The sequence below is a fragment of the Orientia tsutsugamushi genome (assembly GCF_900327275.1).
GTDB lineage: Bacteria > Pseudomonadota > Alphaproteobacteria > Rickettsiales > Rickettsiaceae > Orientia > Orientia tsutsugamushi.
In genome coordinates, this window is the sequence record NZ_LS398548.1 from 617,385 (window position 1) to 636,522 (window position 19,138).

Sequence of the window (19,138 nt, forward strand, 5' to 3'; positions counted from 1 at the left end):
TTTTAATGCCTGCTAGAAGAGATTTTAAAATAGTTACTGCCAAAAAGTTCAGAGAATACTTTGCCAATCATTCTTTCAACATTTATAGCTGATTGTGTAAAATATATTTCCCCTTTGTCTGCAATATAATTTTCCTCTATTCCAGGAATAATAGTAATATACTTCTCCCCTAGTAGTCCTCGGTTCATAATTATTGCTTGAGAATCATTAGGAAGATTTATATCTGCAGATAGTTTTAATTCTACAGCTACATCAAAAGATAACGGCACTAGAGTTAATTTTTCAACTGTGCCAATCTTAATACCAGATACGAATACACTGCTCCCCTTGTTTAATCCTTCAACATTCTGAAAAGTAGCAAAAACAGTTTTAAAGTTATTATCTTTTATATAATAATCATTATATGTTTTATAACCAAAATATATGCATAGTGTAACAAATAGCATTACACAAAAGCCTATAAATGTTTCTAAATAACTATACTGCATATTCTTATTTTTTTGGTTGCCAAGATTTATAATCAGAAGATACTTCTTGTCTTAACAAGCTATCACCATTTCTTATTAATGGAGAATATGAAAATTCCGTACCAGTCATATTTGGTATTCTGTTAATTTGCCAATCATACTTTTTAAAATTTGCTAGATATGGAGCATGATCAGTCATATAATGCAGCCATTGATACCACTCGCATGGTATTGATGAAGGATCTTCTATACCATTAAAAATTATTATTCTCTTTTTATTCTTTAAATGATTACTTTTCATTAAAGAAATATAATAATTATTACCATATTGGTCAACACCAACAAACTTACTTGTATATCTAATCAAGAAATTTCTTAGTATTTTCATTATTTTTAACTATTTTCATTGCTTCAATTTTTCCATTAGTTGCTAATTTATCAGCAATTTCATTACCTATATTGCCAGAGTGTCCCCTCACCCAATGCCAACTAACTTGGTGTTTTTGAATCAAAGTATATAACGACTGCCATAAATCAACATTACAAACCAATTGCTTATTGCTTGTTTCCCAATTATTTTTTATCCACTTTTTTATCCATTTAGTAATACCCATTTGAACATACTGACTATCAGTATATAATTCTACTTTACAGCTATACTTAAGAAGCCGCAACGCCTCTATTGTTGCTGTTAACTCCATTCTATTATTTGTAGTATTTATGTTAGATCCATAAACTTTTCTTTCATGATTCTTATAACTTAAATATACACCCCAACCTCCTGGTCCTGGATTACCGCTGCATGCACCATCTGTATATATCTTAACTGGAATGTTATTAGTAGCAGAGCAAGCATAGTCAATCACTAGATTTTCTTCCTAAAGCTGTCGAGACTAACAACTTTATTTCCTACTATGTCTTTCATATTTTTCAACTTTTCATTTGTGGCTACTAACTGATCGCAATATTGATTTTTATTTTCTTTGTTACTGTCCTCAACAATACCATCTACATTTTTATAAAGCTGCTGCTTATACTTATTTACATAATAAAACAGCTTGATTCTTAGCTGAGCTTCTGGATCAATAAACATAATTATTGATTTCCATGGAACAACAATTTTTTCAATTTTACCACTAAAACTTAGACAAACTGAAAAAAAATCACTCTCAATTACTAAATCTGAAAACTGATGTTGTAACACAATAGTCATTTGTTCTAAATACTTAACTCTTAAGTGTTCAGATATTTTTACACCTGGAAATGTTGTACAAAATGATATATAAAAATAATTATCTTCAAAATTGCAGTTAGTAGAAGCAAACTTAAGAGCTTGTTTAACAACATTTAACATTGATTGATCAATAAGTTCTTCGTAATTGATTTTTTTCATTGTTATTTACCAAGACTCTAAGTTTAATATCTTATTTAAATTTACTTATCAGACTTATGAATCATATTATTATAGAGTAACACTTATCAAATGTCCATAATTTTACTAATCACGCAACTTTACTGTTTTTATTTAAGATGACAAACAATAGCTTTGTTTTTTTCCCTAGCTTCATTAACCCCCTGTTGTAATTTATCAACTAAGCCTGTATATACCTTATTACCAATGACTGTGAGTGGTACTCCATTTAAATTACACTTAGAAGCTATATTATTAATCATAGACAATATATTCTGTACATTAGAGCTATTAGTTAAATTATTAACTTTATCAACATCTATTTCAGCTTCAACTAAGATATTTTCAATATCCTGTAAAGTAACTTTAGTTAAACTCATTATTTTATTATGGAATATATGAAATTTACTTGGAGCTATTTCGTAGACTGCTAAAGCAATTTTAGCAGCATGTTCTGATAGCCCTCCCAAGATTGTTAAAGGTACCCATATAATTTTTATATCTTCATTTTCAACAATTAACTTATTAACTATGTTATTTAATAGTTTGCAATATTTACAATTATAATCATAAAAAATAGTTATAATTATATCACCATGTGTATTGCCAACCATAGGCAAGTTATGAGTATCATGCAAAATTTTGAGTTGTTCACTAATAGCATTAGCAAGATACTCTTGTTCTTGCTGCTGTTGCTTTTGTTGCATAATTTCGATAGACTCTATAATTACCTCAGGATGACTAAGAATATATTGTCTTATCTGATCATTAATTTTTTCAGGAGTTAGCTCATTAGCTTGATATGGAACTAGCTCTATTGTAGTTGATGCATCTTTTAATAATTTAGCGCAAACTATACTAATGCTATTACACAGAATCATTAGTAATAATATTATTATAGCAACTGTTTTTTTATATAAGGATAATATCATCATAATTATTACAAATTTAGTATTTTTATTAAAAAGTTACTTTATCATCGACCTTAAGTAGCCAGTTTCTAATAAATTAATATACACCATAATCTGCACCTCTACTTTAATACTTAGTAGCAATTAATAATATTATTTTGAAATGCAATACTTCTCAAACTTATTAGTTTCATCCTTATACAAATCAGCTTGAGGTAGTGGAGCTTTTTTATGTAAAATCTGTGGCCATTTCTTAGAAAATTCCTGACCAAGCTCTATCCATTTAATTAACTCTTCAGCTTCTGGTTTTATAGCTCCTACTGGACATTCTGCTTCACAAACACCACAATCAATGCATTTTTCAGGATCAATAACAACCATCATTTCTCCTTCATGAAAGCAGTCTACAGGACAGACTTCTACACAATCAGTATACTTGCATTTTACACAAGAATCTGTAACAACGTAAGTCATAATATTACCTAAAACTCGTAGAATTAAATAACTTTAATCGAATAAATAGTATATTTACTCTACAAATAATTACAATAATAAAATAAATTACAAATGCTAAGAACATTACTATCAGAGGTTTTAACATTGAAATATGAATAGCTGGTCCTCCGATTTTTAGAACGCTAGATTGTTGATGTAGCGTGCTCCAAATGTTAACTGAAAATTTAACGATAGGTATATTAATAACTCCAATTAGAGAAGTTACTGCAGCTGGCTTTTCACAGCGTAATATATTATCTCCAGCATTTACTACTATAATATAACTTAGATATAATAATAACAATACTAGCGTTGATGTTAATCTAGCATCCCATACCCACCAAGTACCCCAAGTCACTTTTCCCCAAATTGAGCCGGTAATCAACGTAATTGCTGTAAAACAACAACCGATAGGAGCTGCTGATATAGCAATTATATATAACATTCTAATCTTCCAAACTATTGATCCAAAGCTGCATATAGCCATTATAACATATATCATTACTGCTAACCATGCTGATGGAACATGTATATACATTATTCTTACTAACTCTCCCTGCTGATAATCAATTGGAGAATTAAAAAGCGCTAAATAAATACCATAGCTAAAAATAGCTACAAATATAACTATCAAATAAGGTAATATTTGTCGTGATAACTGTAAAAAAATTTTAGGATTAAGTAACTTAAGCATTATTGATCACTATAGTAGATAATATATGGTAATTTATATGACGATCACGTCTATAGCTTGGATACAATTTTGGTAACAAGTAAGTATTATCTTGATAAACTTTAACTATCTCAACATTTTCTTCTAATAATTTTGCTTGTACAAGACCTACCAAATCAAATAAAAATTTACCATCAAAGTCTAATGGTTTAAAAAAAGATTGATAATCGCTATTTTCTTGTATAAAAGCACTATACAAATTTTGATCAACTTCATAAGAAGCTTGTTGAATAGCCGGTCCTATTATAGCTTTTATATTAACCATATTATTTAAATTTCGCATTAAGTAAATAACATTCTTTAGAATATTAGCTTTAGTACCTCGCCAACCACAATGAGCTGCTCCAATTGTTGTGCCATCTCTATCAAACAATAGAACAGGCACGCAATCAGCTGTTTGAATGCTCAGTATTAACTGCGAAAGATTAGTAACTACACCATCAGCAACAGGTTCATGTATACAGTTAATCTCCTTAGCGTAATATACACTATTGCCATGTTTTTGATTTAAGATCATCAGACCTTTGGCTGAAAAATAATTGATAACTAACTGCCTATTATTTGCCACTTGCTTAGAATTAATAGTTTTATTATCCTGATGTGAAAGTGAGTATACTCCGCTAGATTGTATAAAACTTTTATCAAAAAATTTATAGGATATATTGTCAGGTATTAAGTTTTGCATGCAGAATAACGATTTTCCATTAAGCCTATCAAATAATTTAAAAAAAGTAAACGCATTAGAGCAATTGCAAAAAAAATTAGCACAAAATTTTAATTACAAGATTAGAGTTGGCGTAGAAATAGAATTTTACTTAGAACCAAATGACGTCAAACAAAAATTATACTCATATCTCAAACCCTATAATTTAAAAAAAGAAAGAGGATACTGTCAATATGAAATTGAAATTTCACCTACTGAAGACCTAACATACTTAGCTCAATCAATTAATAATACTATTACCAAAATTCAGTTAATGGCTAGATCATATAATGGAGTATCAAAGTTTGATGCTAAACCATATCTATCTGATTATGGTAATGCATTACATTTTCACATCGAATTGTTAGATTGCAACAATTTAAACGTCTTTGAACAAGATTCTAATATTCTAACCTCAACAATTAATAGTATTTGTCATTATATGAAGGAAACTTTTTTAGTATTTGTCCATCGTGAAGAAGATTTTTTAAGACTAAATAAAAATTTCATGGCCCCAACTCATATTGCTTATGGTGGCAATAATCGCACCGTTGCAATTAGGATTCCAAACAGCTTACCTTTAAGAATAGAGCATCGTTTAGCATCACCGTTAATTTGCCAATATTTAGCATTATACACTATATTAAAGTCAATATATCTTGGAATAAAAGCACCTGATAAAATTAATAGCTATACAAAAATCTATGGCAATGCTTATGATAGTCAATACAACTTAGAACTACTACCAAATAACATTATTACTGCCACTAACTGTTTTAATATAAAATTTTTTGAAATGAATGAAATATAGATAAGCATCACGTGCTTAGAACATGAGCATGATATATGCAAAATTTTAATTCCTAAATTAAATAATTAAGTCTCAAAGAGCTTTTAAGATGATATAGCTAAGCCAGTATAAAACAGTTATGTTATATATTTTTTACAAAGCATATCTAAGTTACAGTGATATTGCATTCTCTTGATTTGGCTTAAAATCACTTTTTCTCAAAAGATTTAAATCAGGAGAATATAAACGTCAATTTAGGATAAGGAGTCAGGAGAAGAAGAAGAGATAAGATGGGGATTAAGTTTAGAGATAGAATAACTAGCAAGAGAAGCAATTATATGAACAAAGAAATTAATAAGAGAACTGTACATAGTATGATCTAAATGCATATGTTTTTTTAGTACATTAAAGACAGACTCAATTAAAGAACGTTTATTTAATAGACCTCTTTCGAAACTGGTTAAGGTAGTTCAAAATTATTGCTGATAAATATCGAAATAGACGTAAAAGATTCGGTCTTAGAGTTAATTTGATCTCTGGCATTTATAATTTTGAACTACCTTAACCAGTTTCGAAAGAGGTCTATTAAATAAACGCTTATCTTCTATGTGCAATAAATATGTTTTCATATCTTTACGAAGATTAGTAAATAAACGTAGACCATTTGACAACAGTTGATGAAATAACTTTTTAGATATGTAAGCTTTATCACCAAACAATTTACCAGATAAGCCTTTAGAAATAACTGAAGCCATAGATAGATCGCTTTTATTGCCTTTAGTAATTTTAACTGACATTATTTCGCCTTTATTATTGATTATAAGATGAAGCTTAAAGCCTAAGAACCAGCCATAACTACTTTTACCAATTTTAGAAATTTTGTTAAAAACTCTATTGCTTGAGGGACGTGTATTATGACAAATTGCTAACTTTGTAGAATCGATGTAATATATACCAGTCTCTTCTCCTTTCAGATAATGCATTAATACGACTAATGGTAGCAACATTCTAGGCCACAGTTGTATTATTCTACTATAGCTTGGTAAGCAAAAGTATCCTTTATACTTATAACTCAAGTAATATAGATAATAGATATCTTTCGAAACTGGTTAAGGTAGTTCAAAATTATAAATGCAAGAGATCAAATTAAATCTAAGACCTAATCTTTTACGTCTATTTCGACATTTGTCAGCAATAATTTTGAACTACCTTAACCAGTTTCAAAAGAGGTCTATTCTCTCTTTGTATACATTTTATTCTCTACTTTTCATATTTTCCATTATCCTAATCTGGCGTTTATTAGAATTTTTAATAGAATTTCTAATTATTTCTAAAGCATTCACTGAAAATTCTCTGCCAGAATATCACCATAACATCAGTTGCCTATGCATTTTAGCCATAAACTTACTTACTATTTTAATATAGATGTTCCAACTGCACCATTATGTGCTGCAGCTGTTCCAGTAAAAGGTAAAGCATTCCTTGACATCTAGCACATCAAAAAGCATAAGCACTTGCTAATAAACCAGTGCTGCAACTCATGCAATCTCAAGCTATACATGCTTGATAAGCAGCTACATTTTGAAACAACAGCGTTTCTGAATTTAAAATCGCAGATTTAGCATCGTCACTCCATAATGGATCAAACTTTGTTAAATATGCTATATCGACTGCAGCCATTTCCAGACAAATAAAATCAAGCAAAATTTTTAGCCAATAAATCACTGGGTAGACATACCAGTGAATGTGATAAAAAGCACTTCCTTCAGCCTCATCTTTCATGCCTTTCTGCGTAGCGCTTCCAAATAACAAACCTCCAAGACCTACCATACACATTGGTGACTTTGTAACATCTACAAGGCGTACTGGCTCACAAAATCCTACAGGAATACTAGGTACAGGCACTGGAATTCCTGGTTTAGGACAAATGAACCTAATTTATTTTTTGCTTTAAAAGTGATTTTTCGATGTTTTGAAGAAAGTATGATTTCGTTAATAAAAATCATATAAAATAATAAAAAAATATTCAATTTTAAGTTGTAAATTACTTATTTTATGTATATTATCTTTGTAAGATATAATTAATTTCAAGGTAAAAATCTATTGAGTAATTATTTGCTATTTTACATTTACTTACCTGGCAATTCTATACAGAAGCTTTTCAAGTGTCTAATTGTCAATAAAAAAACTAATTTAGGAGATAACGATGGGTAATACTGCTTTACATGAAGCTGTTAAAAGTGGCAATATACAAGCTGTAAAATCAATTCTTTGTGAGAACAGTAGCTTAGATTATGTAAATTCAAGTGATGATGTTAGTCATAACACAGCTTTACATTATGCTATCAGAGCAGGCAACTTAGAAGTTGCAAGCATTTTATTAACTCATGGAGCTAATCCTAATGCGCAAGATATATATGGTAACACTCCTTTGCATTCTGCTTGTTCTAGAGGAAATTTAAATGTTATAAAGACTCTATTGAAGCATGGAGCTGATCCTAATGTACAAAATTGCAATCTTGATACTTCTTTTCATATTGCAGCTCATCACTGCAAAGTTGAGATTATAAAACTTCTATTATTGAAGAATGGAGCTAATCTTAATGTAGTAGATACTACAGGTATAACTCCGTTCAGTGAATGTCACACGATGTTTATGGCGGATCCAGAGAAAAATCAAGAAGTTATGCGGTTGTTAGTTGCTGAAATTGTTAAGTTAGAGCACAGTGATGTAAAGATTAGTGAAGATGATTTAGAAGGACTTGATTTAAATAAAAGACTTATTAGTAACTCAGACTTGCTCAAAAAATTTCAACAAGAATGTTGTAAAGAAATAGAAAAAATGAAGTCTGCCCATGTTAACGAAAGTAGCTTATCTGTTTGGGATATATTTATACTGCAAAAAGATAAATCAGAGCTAATAAGATGTAGTTATCAGCATAGTGAGATTACAAAGCTTACGAATGAGTTTCATATGTATTCTCAATTTATTGTAAAGTCTATTGCAGAAGCGACAGGAAGAACTAGGCTACTACAAGGAGCAGCTGAATCAATGGATGAGATATTTGAATCTAATCATGATGTTTCTCAAGAAAGTCAGACATCTTGGCTTTACTTGCCACCAGAATTAAAGCTGATGATATTAGAGAATTTAAGTACCAATGATTTAATAAAACTCCAATGCTTTGATGAAGCAGAAGCTGTACTTAAATGAGCATATGCTCTATATGAGGGAGAATAGTGCAAGTGTCAAAGCCATCTGTAACATTGGTTGTAGATGGTTTGTTCCATACTGAAGTGCAGCCATGGCTGCTAAAATAGACGGAAAGTTAGATAAAAAATCTGATCTAGCCTCTTTGATCAACTATCAGAAATTTCAAGCTTTAGCAAATTATTAGCCTCTAACTCATATTCTACCGCATATACATCACTAAACTTTACTAAAGCAATAAACCCTATCATAAACCTCAAAACTCTAATCTCATTTTCTTTAATGCCATTCAACAACAAAAGGTAATTAGAACTTTGCTGTAAGTCAAAAGGTAAGTTTTATTGACAGCGACATGCTTACTATCGCTAAACCAATAACAAGGCGTTTCACTAATTAATACTCCATCCTTTATCACTTCAACATTCTTTAGAAAAAAAACTGAAGGCACATTTAAGCCTTTAACAAATTGCAAGTGATCATGAAAAAATTTATTTAAAGATTCAGTATTACTAGATACCACTTTCATATCTCTTATTTGTCTTTTCACCTCATTTGGAGAAGTAATAAACAAGCTTTTCATCACAAAAATTGCCCATTCTTTTAAATCTGATACCTTTAATTGTTTTTGCTCTTCTGTTAATTGATGATCTCCTACTCTTTTAGCACTTTCATGAGTCTTGCCATTTCTTCATTTACTATATATCTAGATCTTGATTTTTGCTTGTGTTTTTTTATTATATACAGGATTTTTATCTAATAATCCCCAGTCTATAACCTTATTGAATATAGGACTTAACAGTTTTAGAATATTGTTTGCTGTTACATAGTGCTTTCTTTCTGTTTTATTTAATCAAAAATTTTCTGAGTATCTTCTCTGATAATCTCTGATATCTTTTTATTGTATAAAGATGCTGCATACTTCTTTCTCTAAGAAATATTTTTAAGCAACATTATCAACTGAATGCTACTCTAACCTTATCAACTATAAATTCAAGTTGTTGGATTAAAAATTAGCACTCCAATTAGCTAAATGTTATACATAAATTTGCGCTATATTTTCACAATTAACATCAAGATATTATTGTCATATGACAAATAATATTAATACAGCTACAGTTAAATTTCGTGTATCAACTTAAACGAGAATAAACTAAATAGCAGCTTTTATAAAGCGTATAAGGCTTATAATAACTCTTACTCTAACTTATTTCTTCTAGTTAAAATCATCTTGAACATGAAATGTACTATCACAGTACTGTTCTTATGGATGGAAAGCGCTATCTAGCTTATCTGCCAGCTTAAGCTTATTCTTTAATGAAGCTTCTAACTTTGAATTCACGTTTTTTTGACTATAATTATTTGATGCTGGTTTGGTAGGTGCGTTTTTTTCTTTACGTGATTTTATTTTGATATATTTTTCCTAATTTTTTTATCTTTCTGAATTACTAACATTGCAAATCTTATGCAGCAAAAAATTACTTTCCAACAAAAAAGGCTAAGATAATCATGGATGAAGTTAACCTCAAAATTAAAGACCGTAAAATGCGTACTCGAAGTTTTATTGAAATTGGAGGATTAGTTGCTAATGTTAAGCTTGATCAGTTACCAACAAATACTTTATTTGGTGCAATTGTTTCACTAAAAGAAACTTTAACGTAACATCCAAATGTTCAAGATTATTGGACTATGGTTGGTAAAGATATTTTTGATAAAGAACAGCAAAATAAAGCTGCATTGATTTTAAAATTTCCCTCTGAACTATATTAAAACACCGTCACATTCGCCTTCATGGCTTAAAATGAAATAGTTTTCGTCAAGAATGGTGCCGCAGTTATGTTAAGGATATTGAGGCTTAAAGCATAGCATTCTTAATATTCAGTATAAACTAGAGCTTATATCTTAGTTTTTTAATACCTATACAACAAATATAGCTTGATAATTCAGCTAATGTAATTTATAAATCAGGAATGTAATACAATTTTTAAATATATAGTGTGGTTATGCGAATCAGTGATACTAGTGATTCTATTCAAATCTTGCCTAACAGCAGTAGTTTAGCTGAATTAATAAATTTAGTTTACAGTTATATATTTAACTATGAATGATATAATAATTTATTATTGCTTGGATGGGATAACAGTACATATCGGAACATTCATGATAAAGTTATTCAGCTTTGCACTACTGATATAGATCAAATTGGTGTTATAAGTCAAGATGATAGTTTGATATGCTTAGAATACTTTTGTAGAGACCAAAGCAAACGAAATGTATATACACTAATAAATTTTGATTGTAATATACTAAGATCAATAGTAGATAAGCATTATATATTATCATCTATATGCAAAAGAATAAAACTAACTTAACTATTGTATATAATATAATCAGAATAAAGGTTTACAGGAACAATTAGATAGCTTAACTCAACAATGTTGCAACAATAGCTACTATTCTGATAGTAGAATTAATTTTTTAGATATTGATCAGTTTAGAGATTTTGTAGGTGATATATTAGGCCTCTTTCGAAACTGGTTAAGGTAGTTCAAAATTATTGCCGATAAATATCGAAATAGACGTAAAAGATTCGGTCTTAGATTTAATTTGATCTCTGGTATTTATAATTTTGAACTACCTTAACCAGTTTCGAAAGAGGTCTATTATTAATTGATGATTCAGAACATATACAGCAAATATTTTTTACTAAATGACAGCTTTAGCAGGAAGAAGATACAGTAATGCTTTACCAAAAAATTCTTATTTTTTCATAATTTTATTATTGATAATACAAAATATAATATTAAAATGAAGGTGTTTTTATTGCCAAAATTTTTTTTATGGTTTCATCTAATATTATTGCTATTGCATCTGATCAAAAAGAGTACGAGTTAAAAACAAAAATTTGTCAACATTTATCTGAGCAAGAACGTTTTATTAGTTTTTCAGTCCTTGATCTAGGAGGTAATAATAATCAGCAGGTTGATTATCCAGATATTGCCAACTTATTATGTGATACTATAATTAATAATCGAGCTAAATATGGTATTTTAATTTGCACAACAGGTATTGGCATGAGTATCGCTGCAAATAGGCATTCTGATATTAGAGCCGCTTTATGCTTTAATGAATATATGGCAGAGCAATCGCGTTTGCACAATAATGCTAATATCTTAATTATAGGAGCCAAGGTTTCTAATTTTAGGTCTGTTATTAATATGATTTCAAAATTTATAACTACAAAATTTGAAGGTGGCCGCCACTTGACTAGACTTGAAAAGCTTAGATAGAAATGGATTCACTTATTACATATGGTAGTAGACACAAGAGTCATAACTTTACATATCACTAGTTACGCTAATTTAGGATAAGAAAAAATATGAAAGGTAGTGAGTAAAAGGTATGCAAGAGATAATGTATAATTATATATTATCTGTAGTTTCAATTAATAACAGTTTATTTATTGCTCATATTTCTACAAATATTCTTTCATAATACTATACTTAATAACCTGAACATTCACCATATCTCCTATTTCTAATTGTTTCTTATCCTAAAATTGCATTTACAGACATGTGAGCAATAAATAAACTGTTATTAATTGAAACTATATTTAAAGATATTACATAACATCTCTTGTAGACCTTTTGTATTATACTTTTCATACTTTTTCTCTAAACTAACGTTAGTTAGGTAGGAACAAATGAGTGCGTAGTAGTTTAGTTATCACCATTTCTATCATTCGCCACATCAAAGTAATAGACCTCTTTAGAAACTGGTTAAGGTAGTTCAAAATTATAAATGCCAGAGATCAAATTAAATCTAAGACCGAATCTTTTACGTCTATTTCGATATTTATCATCAATAATTTTGCTACCTTAACCTGTTTCGAAAGAGGTCTAATGTACGGATTTTTCCATATTACGCTTTCCTGATACATCATATCTGAGTAATAAAAAAGCCCTTGTATAAGAAGTCTTTAATGAAGGTAGCGTTATTATTTGAGAGCATAATTTTAACACCTTTATTGTTTAGTTCATAAACAAAATCTCGTAGTCTAATTTGTTCTTTTTCATCAAATGAATTCTGGTATAGAAACGCTCTCCAGATTGGTAGCAAGGTGAATCAAGATAAACGAAATCACATTTTTTAGGTTCTATAAACGAAAAATCCATTGGACAAATTGATACATTAGTTAAAAGTTTGCTACATTTATTTATTCTAGAGCAAATATGAAGCTTATATCGCTTATTAGAAAATGTTTAAGCGGATGTACTATCTCTGTTTAGCCTATAAAATTTCCATAAATTACCATGAGACTTATTTAAAAGAATGAGCAATTTTAATGTTATATAGCGCACGATTGTTAATCAGAATTGCCCCAAGTATCATTTGCTCTGCCTGAATATTACTTGGAGCAATCTTTGCAAGATCTTTTTCCATATCACCCTTTAAATTTTATTAAAATTACTAAACTTAACTAACTCAAAAGAAAATCCTTGAGCTTTAAAAGCGGACTCAAGATCTTTCAGATAGTTCTCTCTGATGTAACTATCTTCAAATTCTGTTTTTGCTTTGATGAATATTTTTTTGTTAACACTATCTTCATTTATAACTTCTAATTTGCTAAACCATGATTTATCCATAGCTTGACCGTAACTTTTAATCAAAGATTCTCGTACTTTGTACCAAGTTGAGTTGGAGCCCAGTTGTTTACTCAGATTCAAGAGATACTCTTCTTCATTGATTTGTTTCTGTGAAACAGTTTTGAGTTGCTCAAATGGTTTAACTTGCAATTCTTGAATTTCGTATCCATATACATCTTGTACAGCTTGTAATATCTTTGATCTATCACATTCTGTTAGTGTGATATTTTTAAGCAACTTAACAAAAAACCTAGTTCGAACCGCTGGCCCAAAACTACAAGAAGTCAAAATTTGATAAGCCATAGCTGCTTCAAAAGAACCAGCAATTTTATGCTTCAACTGACTTTCCTTACTAAGATTTGCGCTTGTTTCAATTTGAGTAAGATATTTTTCCTTATTAAATTCGTTATCAAATTTACAGTTGTCTCTATTTGCCTGATCAGTAGTTCGTAATTCATTCGCTAACACTTTTGCTATATAGTTTAGAACTGATGCTTTACAGCCAAAATGATAATTCGAATATCGACCTGCTAGCTTTAATAGCAATTTGTTGATAAAGTATATGTTAAAAACCTTTATCAGACTTGTGTTGCAGTGCAACTGCATCTTCTGGTGTTAGTGGGTAAAACTCTTTTAGCCTGTACTTTTTGAACCATTCTTTTTTACCATTCGAAGACTTGAGAATCTTTGTTATTAGTGATTTAATGTCTTGATTACAATTTTTAGTTGAAGTTCGTATATCATTTTCAAAATCATCAACATTTTGAAAATTTTGTTCTTCATTTTCATTTTTTTTATTCTCTACTAACTCACCTTCAGTAGATCTAGATATTTTAGATTTTTTTATATATCTATATATGTCCCTGAAAAAAGTTTCAGGTTGACCTGAAATTTCTTTCATGTTGGGACGAAATTTTTGTTCTGGTAAGGCTATATTTTCTTCTTTTCCTTTTTCACTATAGTGCTGAAAATTTTTCAGAATTTTTATGCAAGGTACATTACGTAACTTAACATTGTCTTTAATTATTGTCCTATTTTCAACTTCAATAAAACCTGCATCTCTTAATTCTACTAAGCATTGCCTAACTCTTCTTTGACCAACATTCAGCTTATCTTCATAAAGCTGATAACTTTCCTGTAATTCATCTATATCTTTGTTGTAATAGATATGTAGTCTAAATACTATGAATGATAAAAGCTGTTTAGATGTTTTACTTAATGCTTTTCCATTATCTCCAGTTAGCTTCCTCCATTCTGGCGGAATGATATTTCCAATAAAGTTATAAAATATTGTGTCATTATTGTTACTGTTTTTTTAATAATATTACAACTATTAGTTAAAAAGTCGAATACTGCAGGTCGCATTTTTCATCTCCAAAAATACAGCTATAGTAGGTGTTTTAGAAAATAATTTTTTTACAAATTATCCTCAAATTTTTATACAAAAGGTTGACAAAAGGTTGACAAAAATTTTTATACCAAACCTAAATAAATCTTCATACTTATACTATCTGCCTTAGAAGACCAATTTTGCTTATAGAATATCTTATAATTAATAATAAATGTGAAATAATGGCAGCTAAAATTACTAAAGGTAATAAAAGCAATCTATCTGTAGCTTTAATTATTTCTAAAGAGTTTTTTGCTAAATTGTTTTGGTGATAAAGCTTACATATCTAAAGCATTTTTTCATCAACTCTTCTTCAATGGTCTACGTTTATTTACTAATCTTCGTAAAGATATGCAAACATATTTATTAGACATAGATGATAAGCTTTTATTAAATAAAGGTTCCTTAATTGAATCTGTCTTTAATGTACTAAAAAAACATATCCATTTAGACCATACTAGACACTGTACTCCTTTTAATTTCTTTGTTCATATAATTTCTTCTCTTGCTGCTTATTCTATCTCTAAACTTAATCCCCATCTTATCTCTTCTTCTCCTGACTCCTTATCCTAAATTGACGTTTGAAAGCAATAACTTCAGATAAGCCATAGGCAATAATATGAAATTATCAGGAAAATGTAATACGTGAAACCCATACGTTACGTTTGATGTAGCATGTGATGGAAACTGTGATAACTAAACTACTGTGCCTTAACTTGCCCATCCTTAGATGCGAAGATAATGGCAATATTTCTTTGTTAAATGACAAGATATACTTGCTAGCAATATTAGAGCAGCAAATATTAAATATACAGTACTGAATTGAGATTGTACTTAATGTAATGTATTAAAAATTATAACAAAAAATTGTGCTTTATATACCACTATGATTATACTTTTCATTTCCATTACTCAGCTCTAATCTACCAATTATATCAAACTCAGGTTATAATTTAAGGTGTTTTAGATAAACTTTTACTAGATTTGATAAAAATACTTTTTTCATCTAGTATGTTTTTTACAATGGTTGTTTTATAGTTACGATAAAGTAAGTGCACAGAACCAGTTAAAGTAATTTTTGCGCGATTTAAAAATTATATTTACCATACAGTGTTTTAATGATAAAATTGCTTTTGATAATTTTAGTTAGTGATATATACTTCTATAAGTAACTAAGTAATTACTTAAAATAAAAAGATATGGCAAGATTTCCGATTACTATAAAAGGTTTTCATAAGCTTGAGCAAGAACTTAAGCATTTAAAGTATGTTGAGCGGCTTAAGATTACAACAGACATATCTACTGCTAGAGAGTTTGGAGATTTATCTGAAAATGCTGAGTATAAGGCAGCAAAGGAAAGGCAGTTATTAAATGATAAAAAAATTTACGACTTAGAAAATAAATTAGCAAATGCAGAAGTTATTGAAATAACTAAGATTAATAGTAACTCAGTTAAGTTTGGTGCGCGAGTAGTATTATTGGATCGAGATACTGAAAAGGAGGTAGTATATCAAATTGTTGGAGAGTATGAAGCAGATATTACACAAAACCTTATTTCTATAGCATCTCCAATAGCACAAGCATTGATTGGAAAAAAGGCAGGAGATATTATTGAAGTTATTACTCCTAAAGGTGGAAGATTTTATGAGCTACTAAAAGTTCAATATGTTGATTTTTAAAGTAATGCATTTAATTCATAGTTACATATAAAATAAAGAAATTGTTATGGATAATGAAATAGATAATTTACCAATATCAGCTTCAGATACAGATAATGGATTTTATATTTACTTACAAAAGATTAATAGAATCCCTTCTTTGACTGCTGATGAGGAATATATGCTTGCAAAGTCTTATTTTGAGCAAAATAACTTAAAAGCAGCGCATTCATTAGTCAAAAGCCATCTTAAGCTGGTTGCTAAAATAGCTTTGTCTTATCGTGGCTATGGTCTTCCAGTAGTTGATTTAGTTTCCGAGGGGAATATAGGGTTACTACAAGCAGTAAAAAAATATAATCCTGAACTTGGCTTTAGGTTGTCTACATATGCAATTTGGTGGATTAAAGCTGCAATACAGGATTATATTTTACGATCATGGTCTCTAGTAAAATTAGGAACAACAGCAGCTCAAAAAAAACTGTTTTTTAATTTAGGTAAAATTAAAAATAAAATTACTAAGCTGCATGCAAGAGCTATTAATTCATCTGATTATAAGCAAATTGCTGATGAGTCAGGAGTATCAATAGCAGAAGTATCAGAAGTTAATCAACGCTTATCAAACTCCGATCTATCACTTAATACTCCTATTAGTTATCACGAAGATGATGCTACTGAATTAGTTGAATTAGTACCAGAGCATAGACCAAATCAAGAAATAATTTTAGCTAATCAGCAGGATTTAAACTTAAAAAAAGAAGTTTTGCAAAATGCTTTACAAACTCTTACACAAAGAGAATTATATATCATTCGTGCACGAAAGCTACAAGATGAGCCTGATACGCTAGAAAAATTAAGTTTGCACTTTAATGTCTCCAAGGAGAGGATTCGCCAGATAGAAAGCAAAGCTTTTGAGAAGTTACAGCAGTATGTAATGAACACTAAGCATAAGTTATTACATTTTGTTTAGTAATGTAGAGTAAGGCTTGATTTTTTTTGCTGTAGTATAATATTTCAATTTCATTATTGTGTTATATAAGCTTTGATACAAAACTTGTACTCTGTTGCTTGAAGAACTAGATAATCTGTAAATTAAATATCAAAACATAGGATAAATTATTATATTATCTTATTGTTTGCTACTTATTGCTATTTCTATTTTTTAACTCTTCAAAGCGTATTTTTCTGTCGCTATTTATTGTATCCGCAATAATGTAGTAACCATTCACATGATACTTTATAATAACAGTGCTATTCTCTTTAGTTTTATTTCTGCATTTACTTAAAAATCTGATGTTTGCATAGCATTTTAATAAAGAGATTAATTATACTAGAACCACTTGCTCAAACTGCTTTACCTCAGCTTCTTCACTAGTATAATCTACCTGACTCCATATATTTCATCTTACTTCCTTGTATGATGAAAATATGTGGAGTTACAATAAAATAAAAGTTATAGCAATAGTGCAAGGAAGCTAGTATATAGGTCTGCTCCTTATGCTAAAAGCCTGTATTTACAAGTTTTATTTTGAGTATACTAAGTTAATTTTAACATAAAATTGGTAATTATGCATAGTATAATTTTAGAGATTGATGTTTCTAAAGAGACATTTGATGCAGATATATTAATTAATAATAAAAGCGAAATAATGTCAGTTAAAATTACTAAAGTCTAAAAGCTATCTATAGCTTCAGTTATTTCTAAATGCTTGTCTGGCAAATTGTTTGGTGACAAAGCTTACATACAAAAAGCATTATTTCATTAGCTGATAACCAATGATCTACGTATGTTTACAAATCTTCGTAAACATATGCGAACATACTTATTGAATATAGAAGATAAGCTTTTATTAAAAAGACGTTAATGTACTAAAAAAATATGTATTTAGAGATACTAGACATTGTTCTCCTATTAATTTCTTGGTTCATATAATTGCCTCTCTTATAGCTTATTTTAATCCATATTTATCTTCTTCTTCTTCTTCTTTTCTTTCTTCTATTCTATCCTAATCTGACGTTTAAATGGTATACTGTTATAATACATTTTGTCATGTTGAGTTATTCATTTTTTATTTAAATTTTTCTTTATAACTCAACATTTTCTCTTCCTATACCTTTTATTCTATGCCTTTCATCTTTTTCTTATCATAATCTGACATTATTAAACTCTATTTCTTAACCTGAACTTTAATTGTTTTAGTACTTTGATCTTTCATACAAAAAGTCAGATCGAATGAATCACCAACTGTTAATTGTTTTGTAACTCCAGTTAGCATAATATGGAAACCTCCAGGTTTTAATTTAAATGTAGTTTGCAGAGGAATTAATAAATGCTCAATATGGCTCATACTAATAACTCCATTATTATCTCTTATGGATTGATGGAACATAGCTGCATTAGCTATATTAGGAGCAGAAACACCTATAATTTCAAGATTACTAAGAGACTGATTGTTAATTGTTAAGTAAACAGCAGTATTTTTACCTTTATCTGCTGGTCTTGCCCATGCATTTAGGAATTGAACTTCAGCATTGCTAAATTCGTTATTATTAGATAGTAATGCATTATCTTGGTCAGAATGTTGGCTATTGTGATGTACTAAGCAACAGCTAGAACTAACCTCTTTTGGCTCTAATTGAAGCTCTGTAGCACAAACTTGCCAAGTAAAAATATTGGATAAAGTTAATAAAATTAATGTACTTTTTCTCATATATCTTTCCAATTTGTA

At 29.3% G+C, this 19,138-nt stretch carries 17 protein-coding genes and 11 pseudogenes; 8 read left to right on the top strand and 20 right to left on the bottom strand.

Annotated elements, in window-relative coordinates; all coding sequences use genetic code 11:
- Nucleotides 1–2: 2 nt before the first annotated feature.
- The 8 genes from mlaD to pgeF all read right to left on the bottom strand — a co-directional run bounded on the left by mlaD (nucleotide 3) and on the right by pgeF (nucleotide 4,702).
- The gene (gene mlaD / locus DK405_RS03245; RefSeq protein ID WP_045912604.1) at nucleotides 3–488 is read right to left on the bottom strand and encodes an outer membrane lipid asymmetry maintenance protein MlaD; all 486 of its coding nucleotides are present in this window, start codon (nucleotides 486–488) and stop codon (nucleotides 3–5) included.
- A 4-nt stretch (nucleotides 489–492) separates the two neighbouring features.
- Nucleotides 493–855 carry an NADH-ubiquinone oxidoreductase subunit NDUFA12 family protein gene (locus DK405_RS03250; RefSeq protein WP_045912605.1) on the bottom strand — a complete coding sequence of 121 codons (363 nt, stop codon included), beginning with the start codon at nucleotides 853–855 and terminating at the stop codon, nucleotides 493–495.
- On the bottom strand, nucleotides 827–1,333 hold the full coding sequence (gene rnhA / locus DK405_RS03255) for a ribonuclease HI (RefSeq protein ID WP_012461769.1): 507 nt from the start codon (nucleotides 1,331–1,333) through the stop codon (nucleotides 827–829). Before rnhA ends, DK405_RS03250 begins: the two co-directional genes overlap by 29 nt.
- Nucleotides 1,333–1,860, bottom strand: a complete 528-nt coding sequence (locus DK405_RS03260) for a ClpXP protease specificity-enhancing factor SspB (protein ID WP_012461770.1) — start codon at nucleotides 1,858–1,860, stop codon at nucleotides 1,333–1,335. The genes rnhA and DK405_RS03260 overlap by 1 nt, the downstream gene beginning before the upstream one ends.
- Nucleotides 1,861–1,988: 128 nt before the next feature.
- Complete coding sequence (locus DK405_RS03265; RefSeq protein ID WP_231967611.1) at nucleotides 1,989–2,810, bottom strand: DsbA family protein; 822 nt, start codon at nucleotides 2,808–2,810, stop codon at nucleotides 1,989–1,991.
- A gap of 132 nt (nucleotides 2,811–2,942) precedes the next feature.
- Nucleotides 2,943–3,263: a ferredoxin FdxA gene (gene fdxA / locus DK405_RS03270; protein ID WP_012461772.1), complete on the bottom strand. Its 321-nt coding sequence runs from the start codon at nucleotides 3,261–3,263 to the stop codon at nucleotides 2,943–2,945.
- A 4-nt stretch (nucleotides 3,264–3,267) separates the two neighbouring features.
- Nucleotides 3,268–3,978: a heme ABC transporter permease CcmC gene (gene ccmC, locus DK405_RS03275; protein WP_045912607.1), complete on the bottom strand. Its 711-nt coding sequence runs from the start codon at nucleotides 3,976–3,978 to the stop codon at nucleotides 3,268–3,270.
- On the bottom strand, nucleotides 3,971–4,702 hold the full coding sequence (gene pgeF / locus DK405_RS03280) for a peptidoglycan editing factor PgeF (RefSeq protein WP_045912608.1): 732 nt from the start codon (nucleotides 4,700–4,702) through the stop codon (nucleotides 3,971–3,973). The genes ccmC and pgeF overlap by 8 nt, the downstream gene beginning before the upstream one ends.
- On the opposite strand from pgeF, the gene DK405_RS03285 reads away from it, so the two are divergent.
- Complete coding sequence (locus DK405_RS03285; RefSeq protein ID WP_045912609.1) at nucleotides 4,701–5,531, top strand: type I glutamate--ammonia ligase; 831 nt, start codon at nucleotides 4,701–4,703, stop codon at nucleotides 5,529–5,531. The two genes, pgeF and DK405_RS03285, sit on opposite strands and share 2 nt — an antisense overlap.
- Before the next feature lie 233 nt (nucleotides 5,532–5,764).
- On the opposite strand, the pseudogene DK405_RS14955 reads toward DK405_RS03285, so the two are convergent.
- From DK405_RS14955 to DK405_RS03310, 3 pseudogenes are all read right to left on the bottom strand, one after another.
- Nucleotides 5,765–6,604, bottom strand: a pseudogene (locus DK405_RS14955) (IS982 family transposase).
- A 15-nt stretch (nucleotides 6,605–6,619) separates the two neighbouring features.
- A pseudogene (locus DK405_RS03305) lies at nucleotides 6,620–6,715 on the bottom strand (IS5/IS1182 family transposase); the annotation flags it as partial.
- 162 nt (nucleotides 6,716–6,877) lie between these two features.
- Nucleotides 6,878–7,436: pseudogene (locus DK405_RS03310) on the bottom strand (TraU family protein); the annotation flags it as partial.
- Between the two features lie 280 nt (nucleotides 7,437–7,716).
- Between DK405_RS03310 and DK405_RS03315 the strand changes: the two are divergent.
- The gene (locus DK405_RS03315) at nucleotides 7,717–8,724 is read left to right on the top strand and encodes an ankyrin repeat domain-containing protein (RefSeq protein ID WP_045912610.1); all 1,008 of its coding nucleotides are present in this window, start codon (nucleotides 7,717–7,719) and stop codon (nucleotides 8,722–8,724) included.
- A 12-nt stretch (nucleotides 8,725–8,736) separates the two neighbouring features.
- Here the strand turns inward: DK405_RS03315 and DK405_RS15685 are convergent.
- Nucleotides 8,737–8,865: pseudogene (locus DK405_RS15685) on the bottom strand (TraC family protein); the annotation flags it as partial.
- 119 nt (nucleotides 8,866–8,984) lie between these two features.
- Nucleotides 8,985–9,328 (bottom strand): annotated as a pseudogene (locus DK405_RS13800) (TraE/TraK family type IV conjugative transfer system protein); the annotation flags it as partial.
- A gap of 843 nt (nucleotides 9,329–10,171) precedes the next feature.
- Between DK405_RS13800 and DK405_RS03335 the strand changes: the two are divergent.
- The 3 genes and pseudogenes from DK405_RS03335 to rpiB all read left to right on the top strand — a co-directional run bounded on the left by DK405_RS03335 (nucleotide 10,172) and on the right by rpiB (nucleotide 12,008).
- Nucleotides 10,172–10,624: pseudogene (locus DK405_RS03335) on the top strand (conjugal transfer protein TraD).
- A 641-nt stretch (nucleotides 10,625–11,265) separates the two neighbouring features.
- Nucleotides 11,266–11,361, top strand: a pseudogene (locus DK405_RS12995) (IS5/IS1182 family transposase); the annotation flags it as partial.
- A 197-nt stretch (nucleotides 11,362–11,558) separates the two neighbouring features.
- On the top strand, nucleotides 11,559–12,008 hold the full coding sequence (gene rpiB, locus DK405_RS03350) for a ribose 5-phosphate isomerase B (protein WP_012460767.1): 450 nt from the start codon (nucleotides 11,559–11,561) through the stop codon (nucleotides 12,006–12,008).
- Between the two features lie 489 nt (nucleotides 12,009–12,497).
- Here the strand turns inward: rpiB and DK405_RS03355 are convergent.
- The 6 genes and pseudogenes from DK405_RS03355 to DK405_RS14965 form a co-directional block, all read right to left on the bottom strand.
- Nucleotides 12,498–12,590: pseudogene (locus tag DK405_RS03355) on the bottom strand (IS5/IS1182 family transposase); the annotation flags it as partial.
- Between the two features lie 70 nt (nucleotides 12,591–12,660).
- A pseudogene (locus DK405_RS13805) lies at nucleotides 12,661–13,013 on the bottom strand (DNA adenine methylase); the annotation flags it as partial.
- A gap of 49 nt (nucleotides 13,014–13,062) precedes the next feature.
- Nucleotides 13,063–13,161: pseudogene (locus tag DK405_RS14960) on the bottom strand (DnaB-like helicase N-terminal domain-containing protein); the annotation flags it as partial.
- Nucleotides 13,162–13,169: 8 nt separating this feature from the next.
- Nucleotides 13,170–13,910, bottom strand: a complete 741-nt coding sequence (locus DK405_RS13810) for a DnaA N-terminal domain-containing protein (protein ID WP_231967612.1) — start codon at nucleotides 13,908–13,910, stop codon at nucleotides 13,170–13,172.
- Between the two features lie 19 nt (nucleotides 13,911–13,929).
- Nucleotides 13,930–14,265: a hypothetical protein gene (locus DK405_RS13815; RefSeq protein ID WP_231967613.1), complete on the bottom strand. Its 336-nt coding sequence runs from the start codon at nucleotides 14,263–14,265 to the stop codon at nucleotides 13,930–13,932.
- 338 nt (nucleotides 14,266–14,603) lie between these two features.
- Entirely contained in the window at nucleotides 14,604–14,729 is a 126-nt protein-coding gene (locus DK405_RS14965; protein WP_269459337.1) for a hypothetical protein, read from the bottom strand.
- Nucleotides 14,730–14,906: 177 nt separating this feature from the next.
- On the opposite strand from DK405_RS14965, the pseudogene DK405_RS03375 reads away from it, so the two are divergent.
- The 3 genes and pseudogenes from DK405_RS03375 to rpoH form a co-directional block, all read left to right on the top strand.
- Nucleotides 14,907–15,327 (top strand): annotated as a pseudogene (locus tag DK405_RS03375) (transposase); the annotation flags it as partial.
- Between the two features lie 626 nt (nucleotides 15,328–15,953).
- Complete coding sequence (gene greA, locus DK405_RS03380) at nucleotides 15,954–16,433, top strand: transcription elongation factor GreA (protein WP_012461804.1); 480 nt, start codon at nucleotides 15,954–15,956, stop codon at nucleotides 16,431–16,433.
- 46 nt (nucleotides 16,434–16,479) lie between these two features.
- Nucleotides 16,480–17,379, top strand: coding sequence for an RNA polymerase sigma factor RpoH (gene rpoH / locus DK405_RS03385; protein WP_045912782.1), 900 nt, complete (start codon nucleotides 16,480–16,482; stop codon nucleotides 17,377–17,379).
- Between the two features lie 1,198 nt (nucleotides 17,380–18,577).
- On the opposite strand, the gene DK405_RS03395 is transcribed toward rpoH, so the two are convergent.
- Nucleotides 18,578–19,120: a copper chaperone PCu(A)C gene (locus tag DK405_RS03395; RefSeq protein WP_045912781.1), complete on the bottom strand. Its 543-nt coding sequence runs from the start codon at nucleotides 19,118–19,120 to the stop codon at nucleotides 18,578–18,580.
- Nucleotides 19,121–19,138: the final 18 nt, after the last annotated feature.

Coding starts and splice junctions, on each gene's coding strand:
- DK405_RS03285 (WP_045912609.1), top strand. CDS start 4,701: ATGCAGAATAACGATTTTCCATTAAGCCTATCAAATAATTTAAAAAAA.
- DK405_RS03250 (WP_045912605.1), bottom strand. CDS start 855: ATGAAAATACTAAGAAATTTCTTGATTAGATATACAAGTAAGTTTGTT.
- DK405_RS03395 (WP_045912781.1), bottom strand. CDS start 19,120: ATGAGAAAAAGTACATTAATTTTATTAACTTTATCCAATATTTTTACT.
- ccmC (WP_045912607.1), bottom strand. CDS start 3,978: ATGCTTAAGTTACTTAATCCTAAAATTTTTTTACAGTTATCACGACAA.
- pgeF (WP_045912608.1), bottom strand. CDS start 4,702: ATGCAAAACTTAATACCTGACAATATATCCTATAAATTTTTTGATAAA.
- DK405_RS14965 (WP_269459337.1), bottom strand. CDS start 14,729: ATGCGACCTGCAGTATTCGACTTTTTAACTAATAGTTGTAATATTATT.
- fdxA (WP_012461772.1), bottom strand. CDS start 3,263: ATGACTTACGTTGTTACAGATTCTTGTGTAAAATGCAAGTATACTGAT.
- DK405_RS03315 (WP_045912610.1), top strand. CDS start 7,717: ATGGGTAATACTGCTTTACATGAAGCTGTTAAAAGTGGCAATATACAA.
- mlaD (WP_045912604.1), bottom strand. CDS start 488: ATGCAGTATAGTTATTTAGAAACATTTATAGGCTTTTGTGTAATGCTA.
- greA (WP_012461804.1), top strand. CDS start 15,954: ATGGCAAGATTTCCGATTACTATAAAAGGTTTTCATAAGCTTGAGCAA.
- rpiB (WP_012460767.1), top strand. CDS start 11,559: ATGGTTTCATCTAATATTATTGCTATTGCATCTGATCAAAAAGAGTAC.
- DK405_RS13815 (WP_231967613.1), bottom strand. CDS start 14,265: ATGAAAGAAATTTCAGGTCAACCTGAAACTTTTTTCAGGGACATATAT.
- DK405_RS03265 (WP_231967611.1), bottom strand. CDS start 2,810: ATGATATTATCCTTATATAAAAAAACAGTTGCTATAATAATATTATTA.
- DK405_RS03260 (WP_012461770.1), bottom strand. CDS start 1,860: ATGAAAAAAATCAATTACGAAGAACTTATTGATCAATCAATGTTAAAT.
- rpoH (WP_045912782.1), top strand. CDS start 16,480: ATGGATAATGAAATAGATAATTTACCAATATCAGCTTCAGATACAGAT.